Annotated in this window: 14 protein-coding genes and 2 tRNA genes; 11 read left to right on the top strand and 5 right to left on the bottom strand. The window is 34.0% G+C overall.

The genetic code is table 11. From position 1 onward, the window contains the following. A partial coding sequence (locus EUBIFOR_RS10890) for an FILTED domain-containing surface protein (protein WP_003866122.1) occupies positions 1-2,472 on the top strand: 2,472 nt, incomplete at its 5' end. Positions 2,473-2,506: 34 nt separating this feature from the next. Here EUBIFOR_RS10890 and EUBIFOR_RS10885 read toward each other — a convergent pair. Beyond that, positions 2,507-3,922 (bottom strand): ATP-binding protein, encoded by a 1,416-nt coding sequence (locus tag EUBIFOR_RS10885; protein WP_040466528.1) that lies wholly within the window; start codon positions 3,920-3,922, stop codon positions 2,507-2,509. 61 nt (positions 3,923-3,983) lie between these two features. Next, positions 3,984-5,072, bottom strand: a complete 1,089-nt coding sequence (locus EUBIFOR_RS10880; protein WP_003866120.1) for a M20 metallopeptidase family protein — start codon at positions 5,070-5,072, stop codon at positions 3,984-3,986. Positions 5,073-5,210: 138 nt separating this feature from the next. Between EUBIFOR_RS10880 and EUBIFOR_RS10875 the strand changes: the two genes are divergently transcribed. From EUBIFOR_RS10875 to EUBIFOR_RS10845, 7 genes are all read left to right on the top strand, one after another. Beyond that, entirely contained in the window at positions 5,211-6,824 is a 1,614-nt protein-coding gene (locus EUBIFOR_RS10875; protein WP_040466527.1) for a Na/Pi cotransporter family protein, read from the top strand. Positions 6,825-6,874: 50 nt separating this feature from the next. Next, the gene (locus EUBIFOR_RS10870) at positions 6,875-7,624 is read left to right on the top strand and encodes a threonine/serine exporter family protein (RefSeq protein ID WP_003866118.1); all 750 of its coding nucleotides are present in this window, start codon (positions 6,875-6,877) and stop codon (positions 7,622-7,624) included. Between the two features lie 12 nt (positions 7,625-7,636). Continuing rightward, positions 7,637-8,092 (top strand): threonine/serine exporter family protein, encoded by a 456-nt coding sequence (locus EUBIFOR_RS10865; protein ID WP_003866117.1) that lies wholly within the window; start codon positions 7,637-7,639, stop codon positions 8,090-8,092. 57 nt (positions 8,093-8,149) lie between these two features. Then, a tRNA-Ile gene (locus EUBIFOR_RS10860) sits at positions 8,150-8,226 on the top strand. 25 nt (positions 8,227-8,251) lie between these two features. Next, positions 8,252-8,327, top strand: a tRNA-Ala gene (locus tag EUBIFOR_RS10855). A 99-nt stretch (positions 8,328-8,426) separates the two neighbouring features. Further along, on the top strand, positions 8,427-9,575 hold the full coding sequence (locus tag EUBIFOR_RS10850) for a DUF349 domain-containing protein (RefSeq protein WP_003866116.1): 1,149 nt from the start codon (positions 8,427-8,429) through the stop codon (positions 9,573-9,575). A 33-nt stretch (positions 9,576-9,608) separates the two neighbouring features. Next, positions 9,609-9,803, top strand: coding sequence for a hypothetical protein (locus tag EUBIFOR_RS10845; protein WP_003866115.1), 195 nt, complete (start codon positions 9,609-9,611; stop codon positions 9,801-9,803). Positions 9,804-9,838: 35 nt separating this feature from the next. Here EUBIFOR_RS10845 and EUBIFOR_RS10840 read toward each other — a convergent pair whose 3' ends face one another. The 3 genes from EUBIFOR_RS10840 to EUBIFOR_RS10830 all read right to left on the bottom strand — a co-directional run bounded on the left by EUBIFOR_RS10840 (position 9,839) and on the right by EUBIFOR_RS10830 (position 13,851). Next, positions 9,839-11,800 carry an oleate hydratase gene (locus tag EUBIFOR_RS10840; RefSeq protein ID WP_040466526.1) on the bottom strand — a complete coding sequence of 654 codons (1,962 nt, stop codon included), beginning with the start codon at positions 11,798-11,800 and terminating at the stop codon, positions 9,839-9,841. A gap of 91 nt (positions 11,801-11,891) precedes the next feature. Then, on the bottom strand, positions 11,892-12,455 hold the full coding sequence (locus tag EUBIFOR_RS10835) for a TetR/AcrR family transcriptional regulator (RefSeq protein ID WP_003866113.1): 564 nt from the start codon (positions 12,453-12,455) through the stop codon (positions 11,892-11,894). Between the two features lie 178 nt (positions 12,456-12,633). Then, entirely contained in the window at positions 12,634-13,851 is a 1,218-nt protein-coding gene (locus tag EUBIFOR_RS10830; RefSeq protein ID WP_003866112.1) for a Fic family protein, read from the bottom strand. 117 nt (positions 13,852-13,968) lie between these two features. Here EUBIFOR_RS10830 and EUBIFOR_RS10825 point away from each other — a divergent pair, with 117 nt between their 5' ends. The 3 genes from EUBIFOR_RS10825 to EUBIFOR_RS10815 all read left to right on the top strand — a co-directional run bounded on the left by EUBIFOR_RS10825 (position 13,969) and on the right by EUBIFOR_RS10815 (position 16,963). Then, on the top strand, positions 13,969-14,247 hold the full coding sequence (locus EUBIFOR_RS10825) for a hypothetical protein (protein WP_003866111.1): 279 nt from the start codon (positions 13,969-13,971) through the stop codon (positions 14,245-14,247). Between the two features lie 166 nt (positions 14,248-14,413). Then, positions 14,414-15,583, top strand: coding sequence for an AraC family transcriptional regulator (locus EUBIFOR_RS10820; protein WP_003866110.1), 1,170 nt, complete (start codon positions 14,414-14,416; stop codon positions 15,581-15,583). Positions 15,584-15,613: 30 nt separating this feature from the next. Continuing rightward, complete coding sequence (locus tag EUBIFOR_RS10815; protein ID WP_259320828.1) at positions 15,614-16,963, top strand: MATE family efflux transporter; 1,350 nt, start codon at positions 15,614-15,616, stop codon at positions 16,961-16,963. Positions 16,964-16,968 lie beyond the last annotated feature (5 nt).

Raw genomic sequence — 16,968 nt, 5'->3', positions numbered from 1 at the left:
AAAGTAACTGGCTCTAGAACAAAAGTTGGTACAAGCAAGAACACATTCACATATGAATTGAAGTCAAATACAACAGCTACTAACTACAACATCGAAGTTAAGTTTGGTGAATTAAAAGTCACAGCTCAAGATGGTGAAGTAGTCGTAACAATTACTGGACGTTCAGATACTGTTGAATATGATGGAAATGAAAAGTCAGTAAGTGGATATGATGTATCGATCACTGAAGGAAGTAAGTATACAACATCTGATTTCACATTCAATGGAACTGCAGAGGCTAAAGGTACTGAAGCTGGTACATATTCAATGGGATTAAATGCAGATCAATTTACGAACACAAATGATAACTATACTCAAGTAACATTTATCGTAAATGATGGAACATTAACAATCAATCCTAAGTCAATTACTCCAGATGGACCAGATACTCCAAAAGAAGAAAAGACTGGTATTACAGTAACAGATCCAGAAAATTCAATCTATGATGGAAATGAACATATCAATGGATTAACAGTAACAGATTCTAAGTTAAATACAACATTAGTTGAAGGTACAGATTACACATTAACTTACAGTGGAGATCTAATCAATGTTGGAACAGTAACAATCACTGTTAAAGGTATTGGAAACTATACTGGTGAATTTACTAAGACATATCAGATTCTACCAAGAGAATACACAGTAACAACAAATACAGATTCTAAAGTTTATGATGGAACTGCATTAACAGCTGGTGGAACGGTTAATAACTTGGTAGATGGTGAAACAGTCAACTTAACAATGACTGGTAGCCAAACAGATGTTGGTACTTCAGATAACACTTATGAATTGAATTGGACAGGAAGTGCAAAAGAATCGAACTATACTCATGGTAAAGATTCAATTGGAACATTGACAGTAACTAAACAGTCAATCGCACCAGATCCTGAACATCCTGAAACTTATAAAGAAGTTACAATTACGAGTCCAAGTGATGAAGTATATGATGGTAACGAACACAAGTGGATTCCTACAGTTACAGATAAAGAAGGAAATGAATTAGTTGCCAAGACAGATTACAAAGTGACTTATTCAACTACAGATTTCACAAATGTAACTGGAACAATTACAGTGACAATTACAGGTATTGGAAACTACACTGGAAAAGCAACTCGAACTTATTCAATTACACCAAAGACTTATACAGTAACAACTGAATCTGATTCTAAGGTTTATGATGGAACTGCATTAACAGCTGGTGGTAAAGTAAGTGGAATCGTTAAGGGTGAAACAGTAGACTTTACAATTACTGGTAGTCAAACTAGCGTTGGTACTTCAGATAACACTTATGAATTGAATTGGACAGGAACTGCAAAAGAATCGAACTATACTCATGGTAAAGATTCAATTGGAACATTAACAGTAAAAGCTAAGTCAATCGTTCCAGATGGACCAGATACTCCAGATGAAAAGAAGACGGGTATTACAGTAAGTGATCCTAGTGATTCTAAGTATGATGGTAAAGAGCATAGAGAAGTATTAACAGTTCAGGATACTAAGAAAAATGATGAATTAGTAGCTGAAAAAGATTACTCTGTAACTTATAGTGATGATTTAGTAAATGCTGGAACAGTAACAATTACTGTTGAAGGTATTGGAAATTACACGGGATCATTCACAAAGACTTATGAAATCACAAAACGTTCAGTAACATTAACAAGTGCTACTGCAAGCAAGACTTATGATGGTCAAGCATTAACAAGTACATCAATCACAGTAAGTGGTGATGGATTTGTCAAGGGTGAAGGTGCTACATATAATGTAACTGGAACTCAAACAGAGGTTGGAAATAGTGCAAACTCATTTGAATACAAATTAAATGAAAATACATTAGCTTCTAACTACGACATTACTAAGGTTGTTGGTACATTAACAATTACAGCAGCTCCTGCTCCTGTGATTCCAGCACCAACGCCACGTACTCCAAGTGTTCCTCAGGTAATCACTCCGGTAGAAACAGTTGAAAAAGAAGAAACTCCTAAGGCTGAAGAACCAAAGACTGAAAAGGTTGAAGAAGAGTATACTCCTAAGGCATCACCTCAGTACTACTGGGCATTAATCAACTTGATTTGTGCAATCGTAACAGTATTATTCGGATTATTATTGTTGATCTCTAAACGTCATAAAGATGAAGATGACGAAGAAGAGGATGATGAAACAAAACAACAACAAACAACTACAAATGAAGATGAAGAAAAAGAACAAGAAAAGAAACGTGGCGTATTCACTCGCGTACTTGCAGTTCTAATCGCAATCGTATCTGTTGTATTCTTCCTAGTAACTGAAGACATGAGTCTAGCATGGACTTGGACAGATCAATGGACAATTTGGATGGTTGTTATTGGATTGGTACAAATCGTAGTATTCTTCGTAGGACGTAAATGGAAAAACGTTGATAACGATGATGATGACGAAGAAGCACAACAAGCTTAATAAAAGTTAATAACACAAAAGGAGTAGCCTCGTGCTACTCCTTTACTGCCCAATACCCATTTCGATTAGAGCCTTTGCGGATTACAATTTCTTGTTGCTGCAACCTATTTAATATGCGCTTAATAGTTGAGCGTGATAAGTTTAATTGATTTGCGAGCTCTATTTGAGTGATTTTTGGGTTGATTTTAATGAGTTGTATGATATCGGGTTCATTGGGGCCATTGGGTTCATTTACTTTGAACCCGATTTTTTTGTTGGGCTTATAGAATACATTGTTTCTATATATGATGACTTTTAACTCGGTTTCTCCACCAATAAATACAGGAGGTTTTAAACCACATTCTTCGATTGACTTAATGATTCTAGGGATGCCGCGACCCCAGTTTTCAATGTATTTTAGATAGCGTAATGCATACGCGGTTGCTTCATTCCTAATATTAGAATTTCCTAGTTTCATTTTCTCGATTGTTTGTCCCATAACTAGTTTTCCTGGAGAAGTTACTTCTAAACGATCATCGAATATCGCAATTTTAATACTGTTTCTATCAATATAGGATCTGTGTGCAATGGAATTCACAATTAATTCTCGTATGGCATATACGGGAATTTCGTATGTTTCTTTTCTTTCTAGAGATTCAAATGAAGCATGTAAACGTATGTTTCGTAATACAAATTTATACGCAAAATCAATTTGTTCATAGATGGGTCCTGAATAATCTTTCATATCAATTACTTCTGTTGTATCCGTGCCTTTAAAAAGTGCGCATTGAATACGGTTTGGCAATGCGGGATGTCCTGTTAATAAGGCATAGGCATTAGTAGGTACAATATGATTGTTTGATTGTGTAAGTATTCCCCATGATAATAAATCTTGTTTCGTAATGGGCGTAACTGCGTCTTTTTCAAATTGTGATTTAGAGTTTTCTAATGCTTTATGATAAAGGGTATCACATAAGTTTTGGATACTATTTTCACTGATTTCTAATTCGGGACAAATCATCTTATCAAAATAGCGGTTGCTACCTTCAAACATCAATTCTTTGATCATATTACGATCAGCTTTTCTTGTTGTTCCACTAACGTGTACATAAACACCATCAAATTCACCCTCTGCTTTTAAATGATATGGACGATCCCATCCAGATGGAACATTCACAATTAAAATGGTTTTATCTTCGATTGTATCTAAATCAATGCTAGGAATAATATGAGGTTCAATACTTGAAAATATTGAATTTGTGATGGAATCCTTGATTTTAAAAACATCACCCGATAGTCCGCATATTTCAAATGAATCTTTCTTTTCTTCAATTCCAAAAATAATTTTTCCACCAAAACCATTCGCAAAAGCTACGACAGATTTTAAATATTTTTTATGTTCAGCAGGAACTTCTTTTTTTACTTCGATATTGTTATTTTTGCCATATTTATTTAATTTATTTATCAACATAGTATTCCTCCTTTCACACATCCACATTATCATTCTACCTAAAAACCCATCCTAGTGCTTACTAGAATGGGATCTTTGTCGTTAATAGTTTCCTGTATAATTCTACACCCTTTTTTAAAATGTCTTCATCAAAGGTGAATTTATTTGAATGTAATGGAATGGTGTCACCAGTACCTAAAAAGAAGAAGATAGATGGGGCTACGTTTCTGTAGTAACCAAAGTCTTCACTAATAAGCACAGGGCTATCTAGTTTATTGACTAGGTTATTTTTGTATAGGGTATGAAATAATTCTTCATTATTTAGTACAGGTGGATAGTGATGATTGACTTTGAAATTAACTTGCACCTTGTATTTTTTGATTGCATTATTCATGTTTTGTTCAATGATATTAACAATTTGATCAAATACCTTTGGATCATAATAGCGAATAGATCCTCGTACATGAGCTTGATCTGCAATAATATTGAAGGCTTGGCCAGAATGGAAAGTACCAAAGTGTAATAGGTGGAATGTATTGTTGTCAAAGGCTTTTTCTTCTTGGTCTAAAGACTTTTGTAGAATTTCTACACAAGCCGTTAATGCGTTGATTCCATTTTGAGGCTGGGCTGCATGACTTGCCTTTCCCTTTACCAGAATTTCAAACTCACATCCACCAGCCATCATTTCATTAGGCCGTGTATATACTTTGCCTTTTTCAAGTTCTGGATAGATGTGTGTTCCGTAGATGGCGGCAATATTAAATTGTTTGAAGAATTGTGTGTCTATGATTGGCTTGGCACCACCTGGTTTTTCTTCTCCTGGCTGAAATAAGAGTAATACGTTGTAGTTACTTTCTTTGGTATATTTAGCTATTTCTAAAACCATCGCCATATGTCCATCATGTCCGCAGGCGTGCATACATCCATTGGTGCTTTTAAATTCTAAATCTGTATTTTCTTCCATAGGAAGAGCGTCCATATCGGAACGAAAAACAATTGTGTTTTCTTTCTTATTGTCAAAATAAGCAGTAACACTATTAGGGATTGGATGATCAATTTTGCAGTCATATAAGTCCAATATGTTTTCGATATATTGTGCTGTCTTTTGTGTTGTGAGTTCAATTTCAGGGATTTGGTGCAAATTTCTTCTGTTTTCGATGATTGTTGGCATAAAATTCTCCTTTTTTGGTTTATTATACTACCTATTTTGATTTGTTAAATAAATTTAACATAGATTTAACATTGTAAAGATAGTATGAAAATCCATTTAAATTTATATTAAGTGCGTAATTATGAAAAGGTGGAAAATATGACAACAACAAATATATTGTCTTTATTGGGTGGATTAGCTTTATTCCTATATGGAATGCAGATGATGGGAAATGGTCTTGAAGCTGCGGCTGGAGATCGCTTAAAACAAATTTTAGAGAAATTAACTTCAAATCGATTTTTAGGTGTAATTGTAGGTGCACTTGTTACGGCAGTTATTCAAAGTTCGAGTGCAACAACAGTTATGGTTGTTGGGTTTGTCAACGCACAGATGATGACTTTACAACAAGCTGTATGGATTATTATGGGTGCTAACGTTGGTACAACTATTACAGGGCAATTGATTGCGTTGGATGTAAGTGCTATTGCCCCATTAGTTGCCTTTATGGGTGTTGCATTGATTATGTTTACGAAAAGCGCAAAGGCAACGGATATTGGACAGATCATTGCAGGTTTGGGTATTCTTTTTATTGGTATGAATATGATGAGTACGGCTATGATGCCGCTAAGAGAATCAAAAGAATTCGTTGAATTAGTCACTCATTTCTCAAATCCATTAGTAGGTATTTTGGTGGGTGCAGGATTTACGGCTTTGATTCAATCAAGTTCAGCCTCTGTAGGTATTTTACAAGCCTTAGCAGCCAGTGGCGTTATTGGATTAGATGGAGCTGTATATGTATTGTTTGGACAAAACATTGGTACTTGTATTACAGCTGTTCTTGCATCAATTGGAACGAGCCGTGAGGCTAAACAAGCGACAGCTATTCACTTGAGTTTCAATATTATTGGTACAGTAATATTTACATTAGTATGTATGTTCACACCATTGGTATCTTTGGTGATTCATTGGACTCCATATAATGCGACAGCTCAGATTGCGAACATGCACACATTGTTTAATATTTGTACAACGTTATTATTGCTTCCATTTGGAAAATATTTGGCTGAATTTGCACAACACATCTTACCAGTAGAAAACAAAGAAACAGAAGATGATCGTTTATTGTATTTACAGCCACTACCTAAGTCTAAAAAGATGATTGGTGGTGCCGCAATTTCTGTAAAACAAATCAATGATGAGACAATGCATATGTTAGAATTGGCCTACGAAAATGTAAGTCAGGCTTTTGGACAGTTATTACAGTTTAGTGATAAGATAGATGAACAAATCTATAAAAGAGAGGACACTGTAAACTATCTGGATAAAGTTATTAGTGAATATATTAGTACGGCTTTGGCTACACCAAATTTGAATGTGAATATTTCTCAAGCTTTGTCTAGTTATTATCTAATGTTAGTGGATATTGAACGTATTAGTGATTATGCGGTGAATATGAATCATCAGGCTACAAAGCGTCTTCAAGGGGATATGACGATATCTGAAATTGAAATTGTGGAGCACATGAAAAAGTTATGTGTCGATATGAAAAATGATTTGAGTGATGTGGAAGAGGCAGAGCGTAAGGATGATGTGATTGACTCACTTGTGTCAAGTTGGCGTGAAGCACAGATTCAAGCACTAAAACAACAAAAGTGTTCTAGTGAAGTGAGCATGATGTTATCGCGTATTTTTACAGATTTTGAGCGTATTAATGACCATGCGTTAAATGTGTCTCAAGAACTTGATAAAATAACTTTTGAGATTCCTGATTAATAAGCAGTTTTTCTGCTTATTTTTTTCGTGGATTTTGTTATAATCTTGTTATGAATATTGAGAAGTTATTAAATACAATTATTGAAGCAGGGAAGATGTTAGTAGAGAGTGGTGCAGAAGTCAATCGTGTTGAAGAGACAATGGTCAGAATGTGTCGTTGCTTTGAGGGAATCGAATATGCAGATAGCTATGTGACTTTAACTGGCATCATGTTTTCGTTAACATATGAAAATAAAACGATAACACGTATTTGCAGGGTGCATACGGGAGAGGTTGATTTAAATCGTATTGATCAAATCAATACGCTTTCTAGAAGAATTTGTTCAAATCCAATGTCAGTGGATGAATTGGCTGGTGAATTGGATCGAATTAAAGGCATGTCTCGCTATACTTTTAAAGAGACAATGCTTTTTGGTGCGGTTGGTGCAGCTGGATTTGGGATTTTCTTTAATGGGACTTTATTGGAAATTGTGATGTCCTTTTTTATTGGAATCTTGATTCGTTGTATAAGCTGTTTTTTATCCAAGCATAAACTAAATTCTTTCTTAAATAATGCGATATCTGCGGGATCCGCAGCATTGAGTGCTCAATTAATTCATCAAGTATTGCCTCAGACCAATGTGGATATTATGGTGATTTCGAGTTTTATGCTTTTAGTTCCAGGACTTGCGATTACGAACGCGATTCGTGATACGATTGCAGGAGATTATGTATCTGGTGTTGCAAGAGCAGCAGATGCATTTTTATGCGCAGTTGCTATTGCGGTAGGTGCTGGTTTTGTGATGTATTTTTGGATATAGGGGAATAGAAATATGGTGTATGTAATTTTAAAATCAGGTATATCTTCATTCCTTGCAAGTTTGGGATTTGGTTTCCTTTTCAATATCAAAGGAAGAAATTTATGGATAGCCGGTGTTGTAGGGGCTATTGGAGGTGCTTGTTATAAGGTATCATTATATTTAGGATGTTCTGAAATTCTATCGAATTTTTATGGAGCCTTAGGTTTGGCATTAGCTTCAGAAATTTTAGCACGTAAATGCAAGACTCCAGTTACAACATTTTTAGTTTGTGCATTAATTCCTTTGGTTCCTGGTGGTGGGATGTATCGTACAATGCTTGCGGCTATTCGTGGGGATGCACAGAACACATTAAATATGGGTCTTCAAACATTGAGTATTGCGGGTGTTTTAGCACTTGGAATTCTATTGGTTTCCACAATCATGCGTGTGTATTATCAGGAAAAAAGAAAATATTTATCAAAAAAGTAAAAAAGTACTTGCAATCGTTAAAATTTATGATATTATATATGAGCGTCTTGGGGATATGGGCCTGTAGCTCAGGTGGTTAGAGCGCACCCCTGATAAGGGTGAGGTCGTTGGTTCAAGTCCATTCAGGCCCACCATGATTTCTTTAGACGCTTATATAATGGGGTGTTAGCTCAGCTGGGAGAGCACCTGCCTTGCACGCAGGGGGTCATCGGTTCGATCCCGATACGCTCCACCAATTATAAAATTTAAACTGCATATGCAGTTTTTTTTTATTCTTTTTTTATTATATGTTATAATCATAAGTAATCGGATGATTAGAAAGCTGAGTAGATGTATGGAAAAAGAATTTTACGAAGAATATGAAGATATGGAAGCCGGTATTGATCAAAAACAGGCTCTTGTCGAAGAATCAAAAAAGGTTGATGAAATTGAAGATTTCAGTGAAGCAGTTCGCTTTGTGAATGATTTGAAAAAAAGATGGAGAAAGACTGGTTTTGGTGAGTCTTTGGCAGAAGAAAAGTTAAGAGAAGAATTTGATGCGAATATTGAAAAAGTATATGAAAAACAAAAGGCATTGGCTCAAAAAGTGGTTGATGTAAAGGAAGCTTTGATTAAAGAAGCTGAAAAAACTTCTTTATCAGATGACTTTAAAAAGGCTACTGAAAAGATGACTTCTTTAATGGATCAATGGAAAGTTTCTGGAAATGCCGGAAAGAAAACAGATGATGAATTATGGGAACGTTTCAATGCAGCTCGTCAGAAGTTCTATGATCGTAAACATGCTAACTGGGAAAATAGAACAGTTCAGTTTGAAAATGCTAAAAAGGTAAAAGAAGATTTAATTGAAAAAGCTAAGTCATTACAAGATTCTGAAGAATGGCAGAAAACAAGTGCTAAATATAAAGAATTAATGGATGCTTGGAAAGCTGCAGGAAATGCAGGTCGTGAATTTGATGATGATTTATGGAATGCATTTAATGAAGCTCGTCAAAAATTCTATGCGAAACGTAATGAATTCTATGAAAAATTACATGCAGAACATGACGAAAAATATGCAGAAAAACAAGCTTTAGTCAAGGAAGCAAAATCCATTGCAGGCTTACAAGAATATACTCGTGAACAAACTGCAATGATGAAAGAATTGTCTAATAAATGGAAATCAATTGGTTTCTGTGGAAAAGATAAAGAAGATGAAATCTGGAATGAATTCAGAGGTGTCATGGATGAATATTTTGCTGGGCTAAAATCGGCTAGCGAAAAGCGTCGTGCTAACTGGCGTGATCACATGGCAGAAATCATTTCTCGTAAAGAAGAACAAATCGCAAACCAAAAGCGTCAAATCAAACGTCTTCAAGATGATATGACTGGTTTAGTAAGTGAAGCTACAGTAGCTGACTTACAAGATCAAGTAGAAGATAAAGAAGACTTTATTAAACAACTTGAACAAGAAATTGAAGACATTGAAAAGAAATTAGCAGAGTAGTTGATCTACTCTCTTTTTCTTGGGGTTTATTATATGAATTTTCATGAATGTATGAAGCTGTTTTATCCAGAAACAAAAATAATATTATATAATCGAAAAAATGAGGTTGTATTAGAAGGCCAAGTAAATGACATTCGTAAAGAGTGTGAAAAATATCATAATGTAGAGGTAACCTTCGTATCGGGTAGAGCGGATACAACGGGACTTAAAATTTGGCTAGATATGTAAAAGGAAGAAAGTTTAGTGCTTTCTTCCTTTATACTTTAGTATTTCATATCACTTTTAATTATATCGTGATCTTTTAATAGTTTTTCAATTACAGTACCTTTGATTGTCTTAAGAATTGGTTTTTTGAATACATTTAAAGGTCCAAAATCGATTTCTAATGGAGATTTTCCATCCATTAATTTTACGCTTGAATCTAATAATTCACGTACATCATATACGCTGCCCCAAACTTCTGGAACACCACGATCTACACCTAATAGTCCATATACAGCTTCCATTGCGGTACGTACTGAATATTCTGTTGTGAAGACTGTATCTCTTGGTGTGTCGGCAAATTGTCCTAAGAAGGCGAAGTTTACACATCCATCAGGAATTACATCTGGACGATCACCTTTCGTTCTTGGCATGAAGAAGGCAGTGATGTATGGCATCATTGTAGGCACGCATCTTGCAGAATTTGTAGCTAATTCTTCAATTTGATCTGTTGGAACACCCAAGTGATATAGCCATTCTTCTGTGATTTCTTTACCAGTACATTCTCTCATTGGTTTTTTAATGTAGTCACCATCTACATCTGTAAATAGTCCATATACCCAAACGCATACTTTGTTTGGATCTTGGTTTTTGAATTGTCCTTGACGATTAATAGTCCAACTCATTAACCAGCTCGAATCTCTACAAGTGACAATACCTCCAGTAACGGTTTTTCCACTACGAGGATCACGCTTACAAATGTTTGTGATATAAGGGATGATTTTATCATCTAATGTTGTCACAGTTGCAGATTCCCAATTTGTCTTTGAAATGTCTGAACAAAATTTTTCTGGGTGGCCAAAACTTGGATCTTGTTTTGCGATGTTTTTCCATAAGCTCCAGCATCCACTAGTTCTTACTTCAGCATCTCCATTAGGTGCATGGTCTTGATCACCATAAATTGTTCCTTCTGTACAGCTTCCGTTTGTCACAAATACTAAATCGTTTTCAGTTAATACAATGCCAGTTTCTGTTCCATTTACTTTGCATTCGATCGTCTTGGCAATTTTCTTATCTTGTACAACCTCAAATTCAACATTTGTAACTTCTGTGTTGAATTGGAAGTCTACGCCATGAGCTTCTAGATATTTTTGCATAGGAAGAATTAAAGATTCATATTGATTGTAACGAGTGAATTTTAAGGCACTGAAATCAGGAAGTCCTGAAATATGGTGAATGAATCTTTGGAAGTATAATTTCATTTCTAATGCTGAGTGCCAGTTTTCAAATGCAAACATACTTCTCCAATACATCCAGAATGTTGAATCAAATACTTCTTCATCAAATACATCTTCAATGGTCTTATCATATAAATCTTCATCTGGTGTCATGAATAATTTTGCGATTTCCATAGCACCTTTAGTACTTAAATCAAACTTTCCATCTGTATGTGCATCTTTTCCTTGGTTGATTGTTGCACGACACAATGAGTAGTTAGGATCATGTTTATTTAACCAGTAATATTCATCTAAAACACTAGCACCCTCGATTTCTAATGAAGGGATACTTCTGAATAGATCCCATAAACATTCGAAGTGGTTTTCCATTTCACGACCACCTCTCATGACATATCCACGAGTAGGATCATAGATTCCATCGCATGCGCCTCCGGCAATGTCCATGGCTTCTAAGATATGGATGTTTTTGCCTGGCATTTGTCCATCACGAACTAAAAAACAGGCGGCTGCTAATGCAGCAAGTCCACTACCTACGATATAAGCATTTTTGTTGTCGACACCAGCTGGTTTTTCAGGGCGAGCAAACGCTTCGTAGTTTCCATTTGTGTAGTAAATACCTTTAGAGTTCTTTTCGTATTTTCCTCTTTCAGTATTACGGTAGTCACTTGTAACTTTCTTTTCTTCTTCTTTCTTTTTGTCGCTCACTTTTTTTGCAGTAAATAAAGCAGCACCTGTAGCTGCAGCAGTAAGGCCTGCAATGCCTAATTTTATATTATTCTTTGACATATACATGTCCTCCTTTGTTCTTATGACTACATAATAGTGGAGGACAAAAATAAAAACCATGAACAAAAAAAGCAAGATGATAATTTTTTTATCATTTTGCTTCATTTGTAAAGTTTGAAATTGAATTTGCGATAGAACCATGCAAAGTATTAGCCATATTATAGATGATTTCATGGTAGTCTTCATACATACCTTTTTGAATCCAATCAAGCATGATACCTACAAAACTATATTTGTAGAAATTAGCGATGAATTGAATTTGTTCTTCTGTAATATTGGTTCCTTGTGCTTTTTCGCGGACGACTCCTAAAATAAGGTCATGTACTGTAGTAAATAAAAAGCGTTCAATACTATCTTGTGTTGTTGTATGGTATACATTTAAAATAAATGGCTTGTTTTGAAGGACGGCTTCAAATATGGATGTAAGGCCTTCTTGCCAAGTGTCATATGTTTTATTTCCTTTTAGTGCATTTGTGGCATCATAAATACAAGACCATTCGACTAGGTCGTAAATATCTTTAAAATGATAGTAGAAAGACATTCTTGAAATGCCAATATCATCTGTTAAATCTTTAATGGTAATCTTATCTAATGGTTTTTTTAATAAGAATCTTTTTAGGGATTGCTCTAAGGCAAGTTTCGTTAAGTTTGACATACTTAAATATTATAAAAAAATGGGTCTCCCGTCAATTCTTAGGAGACCATGAACATTAAATTCTGAGTGGCTGTAACAAACAGAATTTTTTCTTGCCCTAGCTGTAATAGGGCCCTTTGAATATTGTAGATGTGCTTCTTGTAAGCACACTTACACTATAGTAATATCATTTGTTAATTTAATCAAAACATTTTGTGAAATTTTGGGAAGAAAGAGAATCTAGGTTTGCAGAATACAAATATTGATTTTTGTTTCTGCTTTTTACTAGCAGGTTTTTAGATTCTAAAGACTTTAATATTTTGCGAGTCGTTGTATCGCTTTTTTCAAGTAATTCAGTTAATGTATTCATGTTCATATAAGTATCATCAAATAATCTGTTTTGGCACAGTATGAAGATGCATTTTGCCTGTTTATCGTTTAGAACTTTTTCATTAACTAACATATTGATTATATTGTTGTAGTAATTTAGTTGATCGTTTAAATCTGCGATTTTTGTGTATAAGTCATCTGAGGCTTGTGACAACAATTCTAAAAATGTGACGACAAAAAATGTAATATCACCTTTGTTTTTTCTGTCGTTACAAACATCAAAAGCTTTATAGTACTTGTTGATATTATTTTTGACTGTGTAAGATAATTTTAAAGCTAAAAGAACGTCAAGTTCATTTTTAATCAGGTAACTACTGATAAATCGACTGGTCCTGCCATTTCCATCATAAAAAGGGTGGATATATCCAAATAGATAGTGAAAGGCAGATATTTTGGTTAGGCTATCGATATCATCGTTTTTTAAAAAATCAAGGCATAAATCTAGAGATTCAATGATTTTTGACTCTGGCATGATTCCTCTGTGCTTTTCTTTTTGTGTGGCAGACACTACTTGAACAGGCTCTTTTCTAAAGAGTATACCGTCGGGTAGATTTTCTTTTTCAATTTCAGGTAATACTAGGGCATCGTAAATGGTCCGAATATCCTCGCAGTTGTTTAATGGGATTATTTCATTACTGATTAATTTAAAATATTTATCCACAAGTCCTTTAAATCTAGCGCTTTTATCATTTTTGATTGAGTCAATCGCATCTTCAATTTCTTTTCTTGTACTTCTTACACCTTCGATTTCGTTAGTAAGGGCAATCTCATCTTTTAATGATTTAATTATATAAGAGTTGATAGCGATATTAGGTAAATGTGTTCTTAACAAATTGATTTTGTTGATTGTTTTATATATTTTAACCAATAACTTTGTAATTTCATTCGTATTGAAAATGAATCCAACGTTTTCGTGGATTTTAATAGGAAGTTTAATGGAGGCTTCACTATTAAATCTAGCATCATAAATTGATTCGTATTCTGTTGGCTTTTTATAAAATATTTTTGAAAGTAATTCATATTCCATATAAAAATCCTCCTAAATTAATGGGCGTTTTTGTTATAATATCTTATGTCTCATTAAAAATCAAATAAATTATTGAGATATACAGATTATTCTTATATAATGTGAGAGGGTGACAATATGTATATATCAGTAGATGAATCGCAAATGAGTGTGTTTTTCTTGGATTGTTTTCGCTTTTGTATGAATGATATAGAATATGATATTATCCTGAATAAGCCGGATGTGGATACATATGAATATGAAATATGGAAGCGGGCTAATAGGAAAATGTCTTTTGTCACAATAGTGAGATTGTCACTAGATGAATTTAAAGAATATTATTATGTGGATGAAGAAGCTACAAATTATAGGATAATCAATAAAGTAATTGTTCCGACAATCAAAAAAATGAGATGATAAAAAGTGCTTTATTTATCGTGCTAAATGGTAAATAGAGCACTTTTGTTTACAGAAAAATACTTTACGAATAAATTATTTAGGTTTATACTTTTTAGTAGATAAATAACTTTCATAACTAAAAAGAACAAAAATAATAAGCATAAAACTAAGGAGATTTACTTATATGCAAAAGAGAACTACGAATTATTCTTTCCAAAAATTTGGAGATGTATTCTATTCTGTAAATCATAATGCAGGGCATTTGATTGATTATGTTGAAAATGACTTTAAAATCACAAACAAATCATTCGATTCTTTTTATTATTCCAGTGATCCGGTATATTTGGATACTAAAAGTGGAATTATAATGCTTGTGGTGAGTAAAGATGGTAAAAGGTTCGAAGAATATGTAATTCACCGTGTTGTTCGATTAAAGCCAGATATTTATTTTAATTATGTTTCAATTTCAAGAGAGAGTGTTCTTCAAATTCATTATTCAAGTCATGGAATGAATCAAAAGATGATGCAAAATCCATATACTTATCAAGCTTTGGTTTCAAGAATGAATTTAAAAGAGATTTTCACATGTTTTTATCAAGTGCGCAAATCAAATTATATTTTCCCTGGAGAAACACATGATTATTATGAATTGACATATATTGATCATGGTACATTAGATACAACAGTTGACGGACAGAAATATAGACTTCAAAAATATGATTTGATTTTATATTATCCTGGACAGTTTCATACGCAAAGCACAGATGATCAAAGTACTTGTTCATATCTGACGATTACGTTTGATATGGATAATAAATTGCCTGGGGATTTAAAAAATCGTGTATTCCATACACATAAAGATATTTATCAAGTTTTGTCTGAATTTATGAAATTCATTCAGTCTGATGGGCATTTAAATTCAGAAATGGTGTTGTTATATTTAAAACAAATTTTGATACTTTTATATCAATTTGATGATGAATCCCAAGAACAACAATCTATAACCGCAAATCCGATGCAAGAACACTATGAGAGTACATTGTTGAATGAAATCTTGGTATTTATAAACAATAATGTGTATAAACAGTTTACGGTAGAAGATTTATGTATGAAGTTCTCGATTTCAAGATCAAGTTTACAGAATTTATTTAAATCAAATATCCATATTACGCCAAAACAATATATTTCGAATGTGAAATTAAATCAGGCAAAAATTATGATTCATGAACATAATCAAACGATTTCAGAAATATCCGATATTTTAGGTTTTACTTCGATTCACTATTTTTCTAGGAAGTTTAAGCTGCAATATGGTATATCTCCAACAGATTATGCCAAGAGTATTTCTCAGTAAGTCCAGAAATGGGCTTTTTTTCTTTCGTTAATAGTGTATGATATGTACATGAAAAAGAATCAAATGTTAATGACATCTGGAACCATTTGGAAACAAATGCTTTTATTTGCCTTTCCTGTGTTTTTGGGCAACTTATTTCAACAACTATATAATACAGCGGATTCCTTGATTGTAGGAAACTATTTGGGCAGTTCAAGCCTTGCAGCCGTTACTTCTTGTGGTGAATTGATCTTTCTATTGACTAGTTTGTTTCAAGGAATATCCGTAGGTGCAGGAGTGGTCATTGCACGCTACTTTGGTGCGAATGATAAAGAAAGAATGCAGAATGCAATTCATACACTTATGGCGTTTGGAATTATTTTTGGGATTGGTTTAACCGTTTTTGGATACTTGTTGGCACCTGTATTGTTAGGGTGGATGTCAACACCAAAAAATGTGATTCATTTATCCGCTACATATCTTCAAATCTATTTTCTAGGTTCTCTAGGAATGATTCTATACAATTCTTGTGTTGGTATTATGCAGTCGGTAGGAGATAGTAAACATCCATTATATTTCTTGATTGTATCAAGTTGTGTAAATGTTGTATTGGACATTGTATTTGTAGCAGGACTTCATATGAATGTAGAAGGAGCTGCCTTAGCTACGATTCTGTCGCAGTTTTTAAGTGCCATTCTTTGTTTGTATCTATTGATTCGGACAAATGAAAGTCATCAGGTACATCTTTCTAAGATTCGTATACATGCTGATGTAGGTAAGGAAATATTGGAAATGGGGATTCCAACGGGAATTCAGAATAGTTTAATTTCAATATCAAATGTAGTTGTGCAATCCAATATTAATACTTTTGGATCCTTGGCGATGGCAGGTATGGGTACCTATTCAAAAATTGAGGGTTTTGCGTTTTTACCAATCACAAGTTTTATGATGGCTTTAACTACGTTTGTTTCTCAAAATAGAGGGGCCAAAGAATATGAAAGGGCTAGAAAAGGAGCTCGTTTTGGACTTGTTTGTTCCGTCAGCTTAGCTGAAACCATAGGGTTATTGATTGCACTGTTTGTCACTCCATTGATGCGTTTATTTGTGGATGATCCACAAGTAATACAATATGGTGTAGAGCGTGCACATTATGCGACGATACTATTCTTTATGTTAGCATACAGTCATGGTGTGTCGGCTGTACTTCGTGGAGTTGGAAAGTCTGTTGTTCCAATGGTTGTCATGCTTGTGTGTTGGTGTCTTGTGCGAGTTACTTTATTAACAATGCTGAACATGCTATTTCATAACATTTTATTTGTATATTTGATTTATCCTTTTACTTGGTCTTTATCAAGTATTGTATTTTTCTTGTATTATCGAAAAATCAATTGGCAAGAATAATAAAG

This window comes from Holdemanella biformis DSM 3989, assembly GCF_000156655.1.
GTDB classification, from domain to species: Bacteria; Bacillota_I; Bacilli_A; order Erysipelotrichales; family Erysipelotrichaceae; genus Holdemanella; species Holdemanella biformis.
This window is presented reverse-complemented; position numbering and strand designations above follow the sequence as displayed.

Bases quoted from the DNA above. Each gene is read 5' to 3' on its own strand.
- EUBIFOR_RS10885 (WP_040466528.1), bottom strand. From the start codon at position 3,922: ATGTTGATAAATAAATTAAATAAATATGGCAAAAATAACAATATCGAA.
- EUBIFOR_RS10880 (WP_003866120.1), bottom strand. From the start codon at position 5,072: ATGCCAACAATCATCGAAAACAGAAGAAATTTGCACCAAATCCCTGAA.
- EUBIFOR_RS10875 (WP_040466527.1), top strand. From the start codon at position 5,211: ATGACAACAACAAATATATTGTCTTTATTGGGTGGATTAGCTTTATTC.
- EUBIFOR_RS10870 (WP_003866118.1), top strand. From the start codon at position 6,875: ATGAATATTGAGAAGTTATTAAATACAATTATTGAAGCAGGGAAGATG.
- EUBIFOR_RS10865 (WP_003866117.1), top strand. From the start codon at position 7,637: ATGGTGTATGTAATTTTAAAATCAGGTATATCTTCATTCCTTGCAAGT.
- EUBIFOR_RS10850 (WP_003866116.1), top strand. From the start codon at position 8,427: ATGGAAAAAGAATTTTACGAAGAATATGAAGATATGGAAGCCGGTATT.
- EUBIFOR_RS10845 (WP_003866115.1), top strand. From the start codon at position 9,609: ATGAATTTTCATGAATGTATGAAGCTGTTTTATCCAGAAACAAAAATA.
- EUBIFOR_RS10840 (WP_040466526.1), bottom strand. From the start codon at position 11,800: ATGTCAAAGAATAATATAAAATTAGGCATTGCAGGCCTTACTGCTGCA.
- EUBIFOR_RS10835 (WP_003866113.1), bottom strand. From the start codon at position 12,455: ATGTCAAACTTAACGAAACTTGCCTTAGAGCAATCCCTAAAAAGATTC.
- EUBIFOR_RS10830 (WP_003866112.1), bottom strand. From the start codon at position 13,851: ATGGAATATGAATTACTTTCAAAAATATTTTATAAAAAGCCAACAGAA.
- EUBIFOR_RS10825 (WP_003866111.1), top strand. From the start codon at position 13,969: ATGTATATATCAGTAGATGAATCGCAAATGAGTGTGTTTTTCTTGGAT.
- EUBIFOR_RS10820 (WP_003866110.1), top strand. From the start codon at position 14,414: ATGCAAAAGAGAACTACGAATTATTCTTTCCAAAAATTTGGAGATGTA.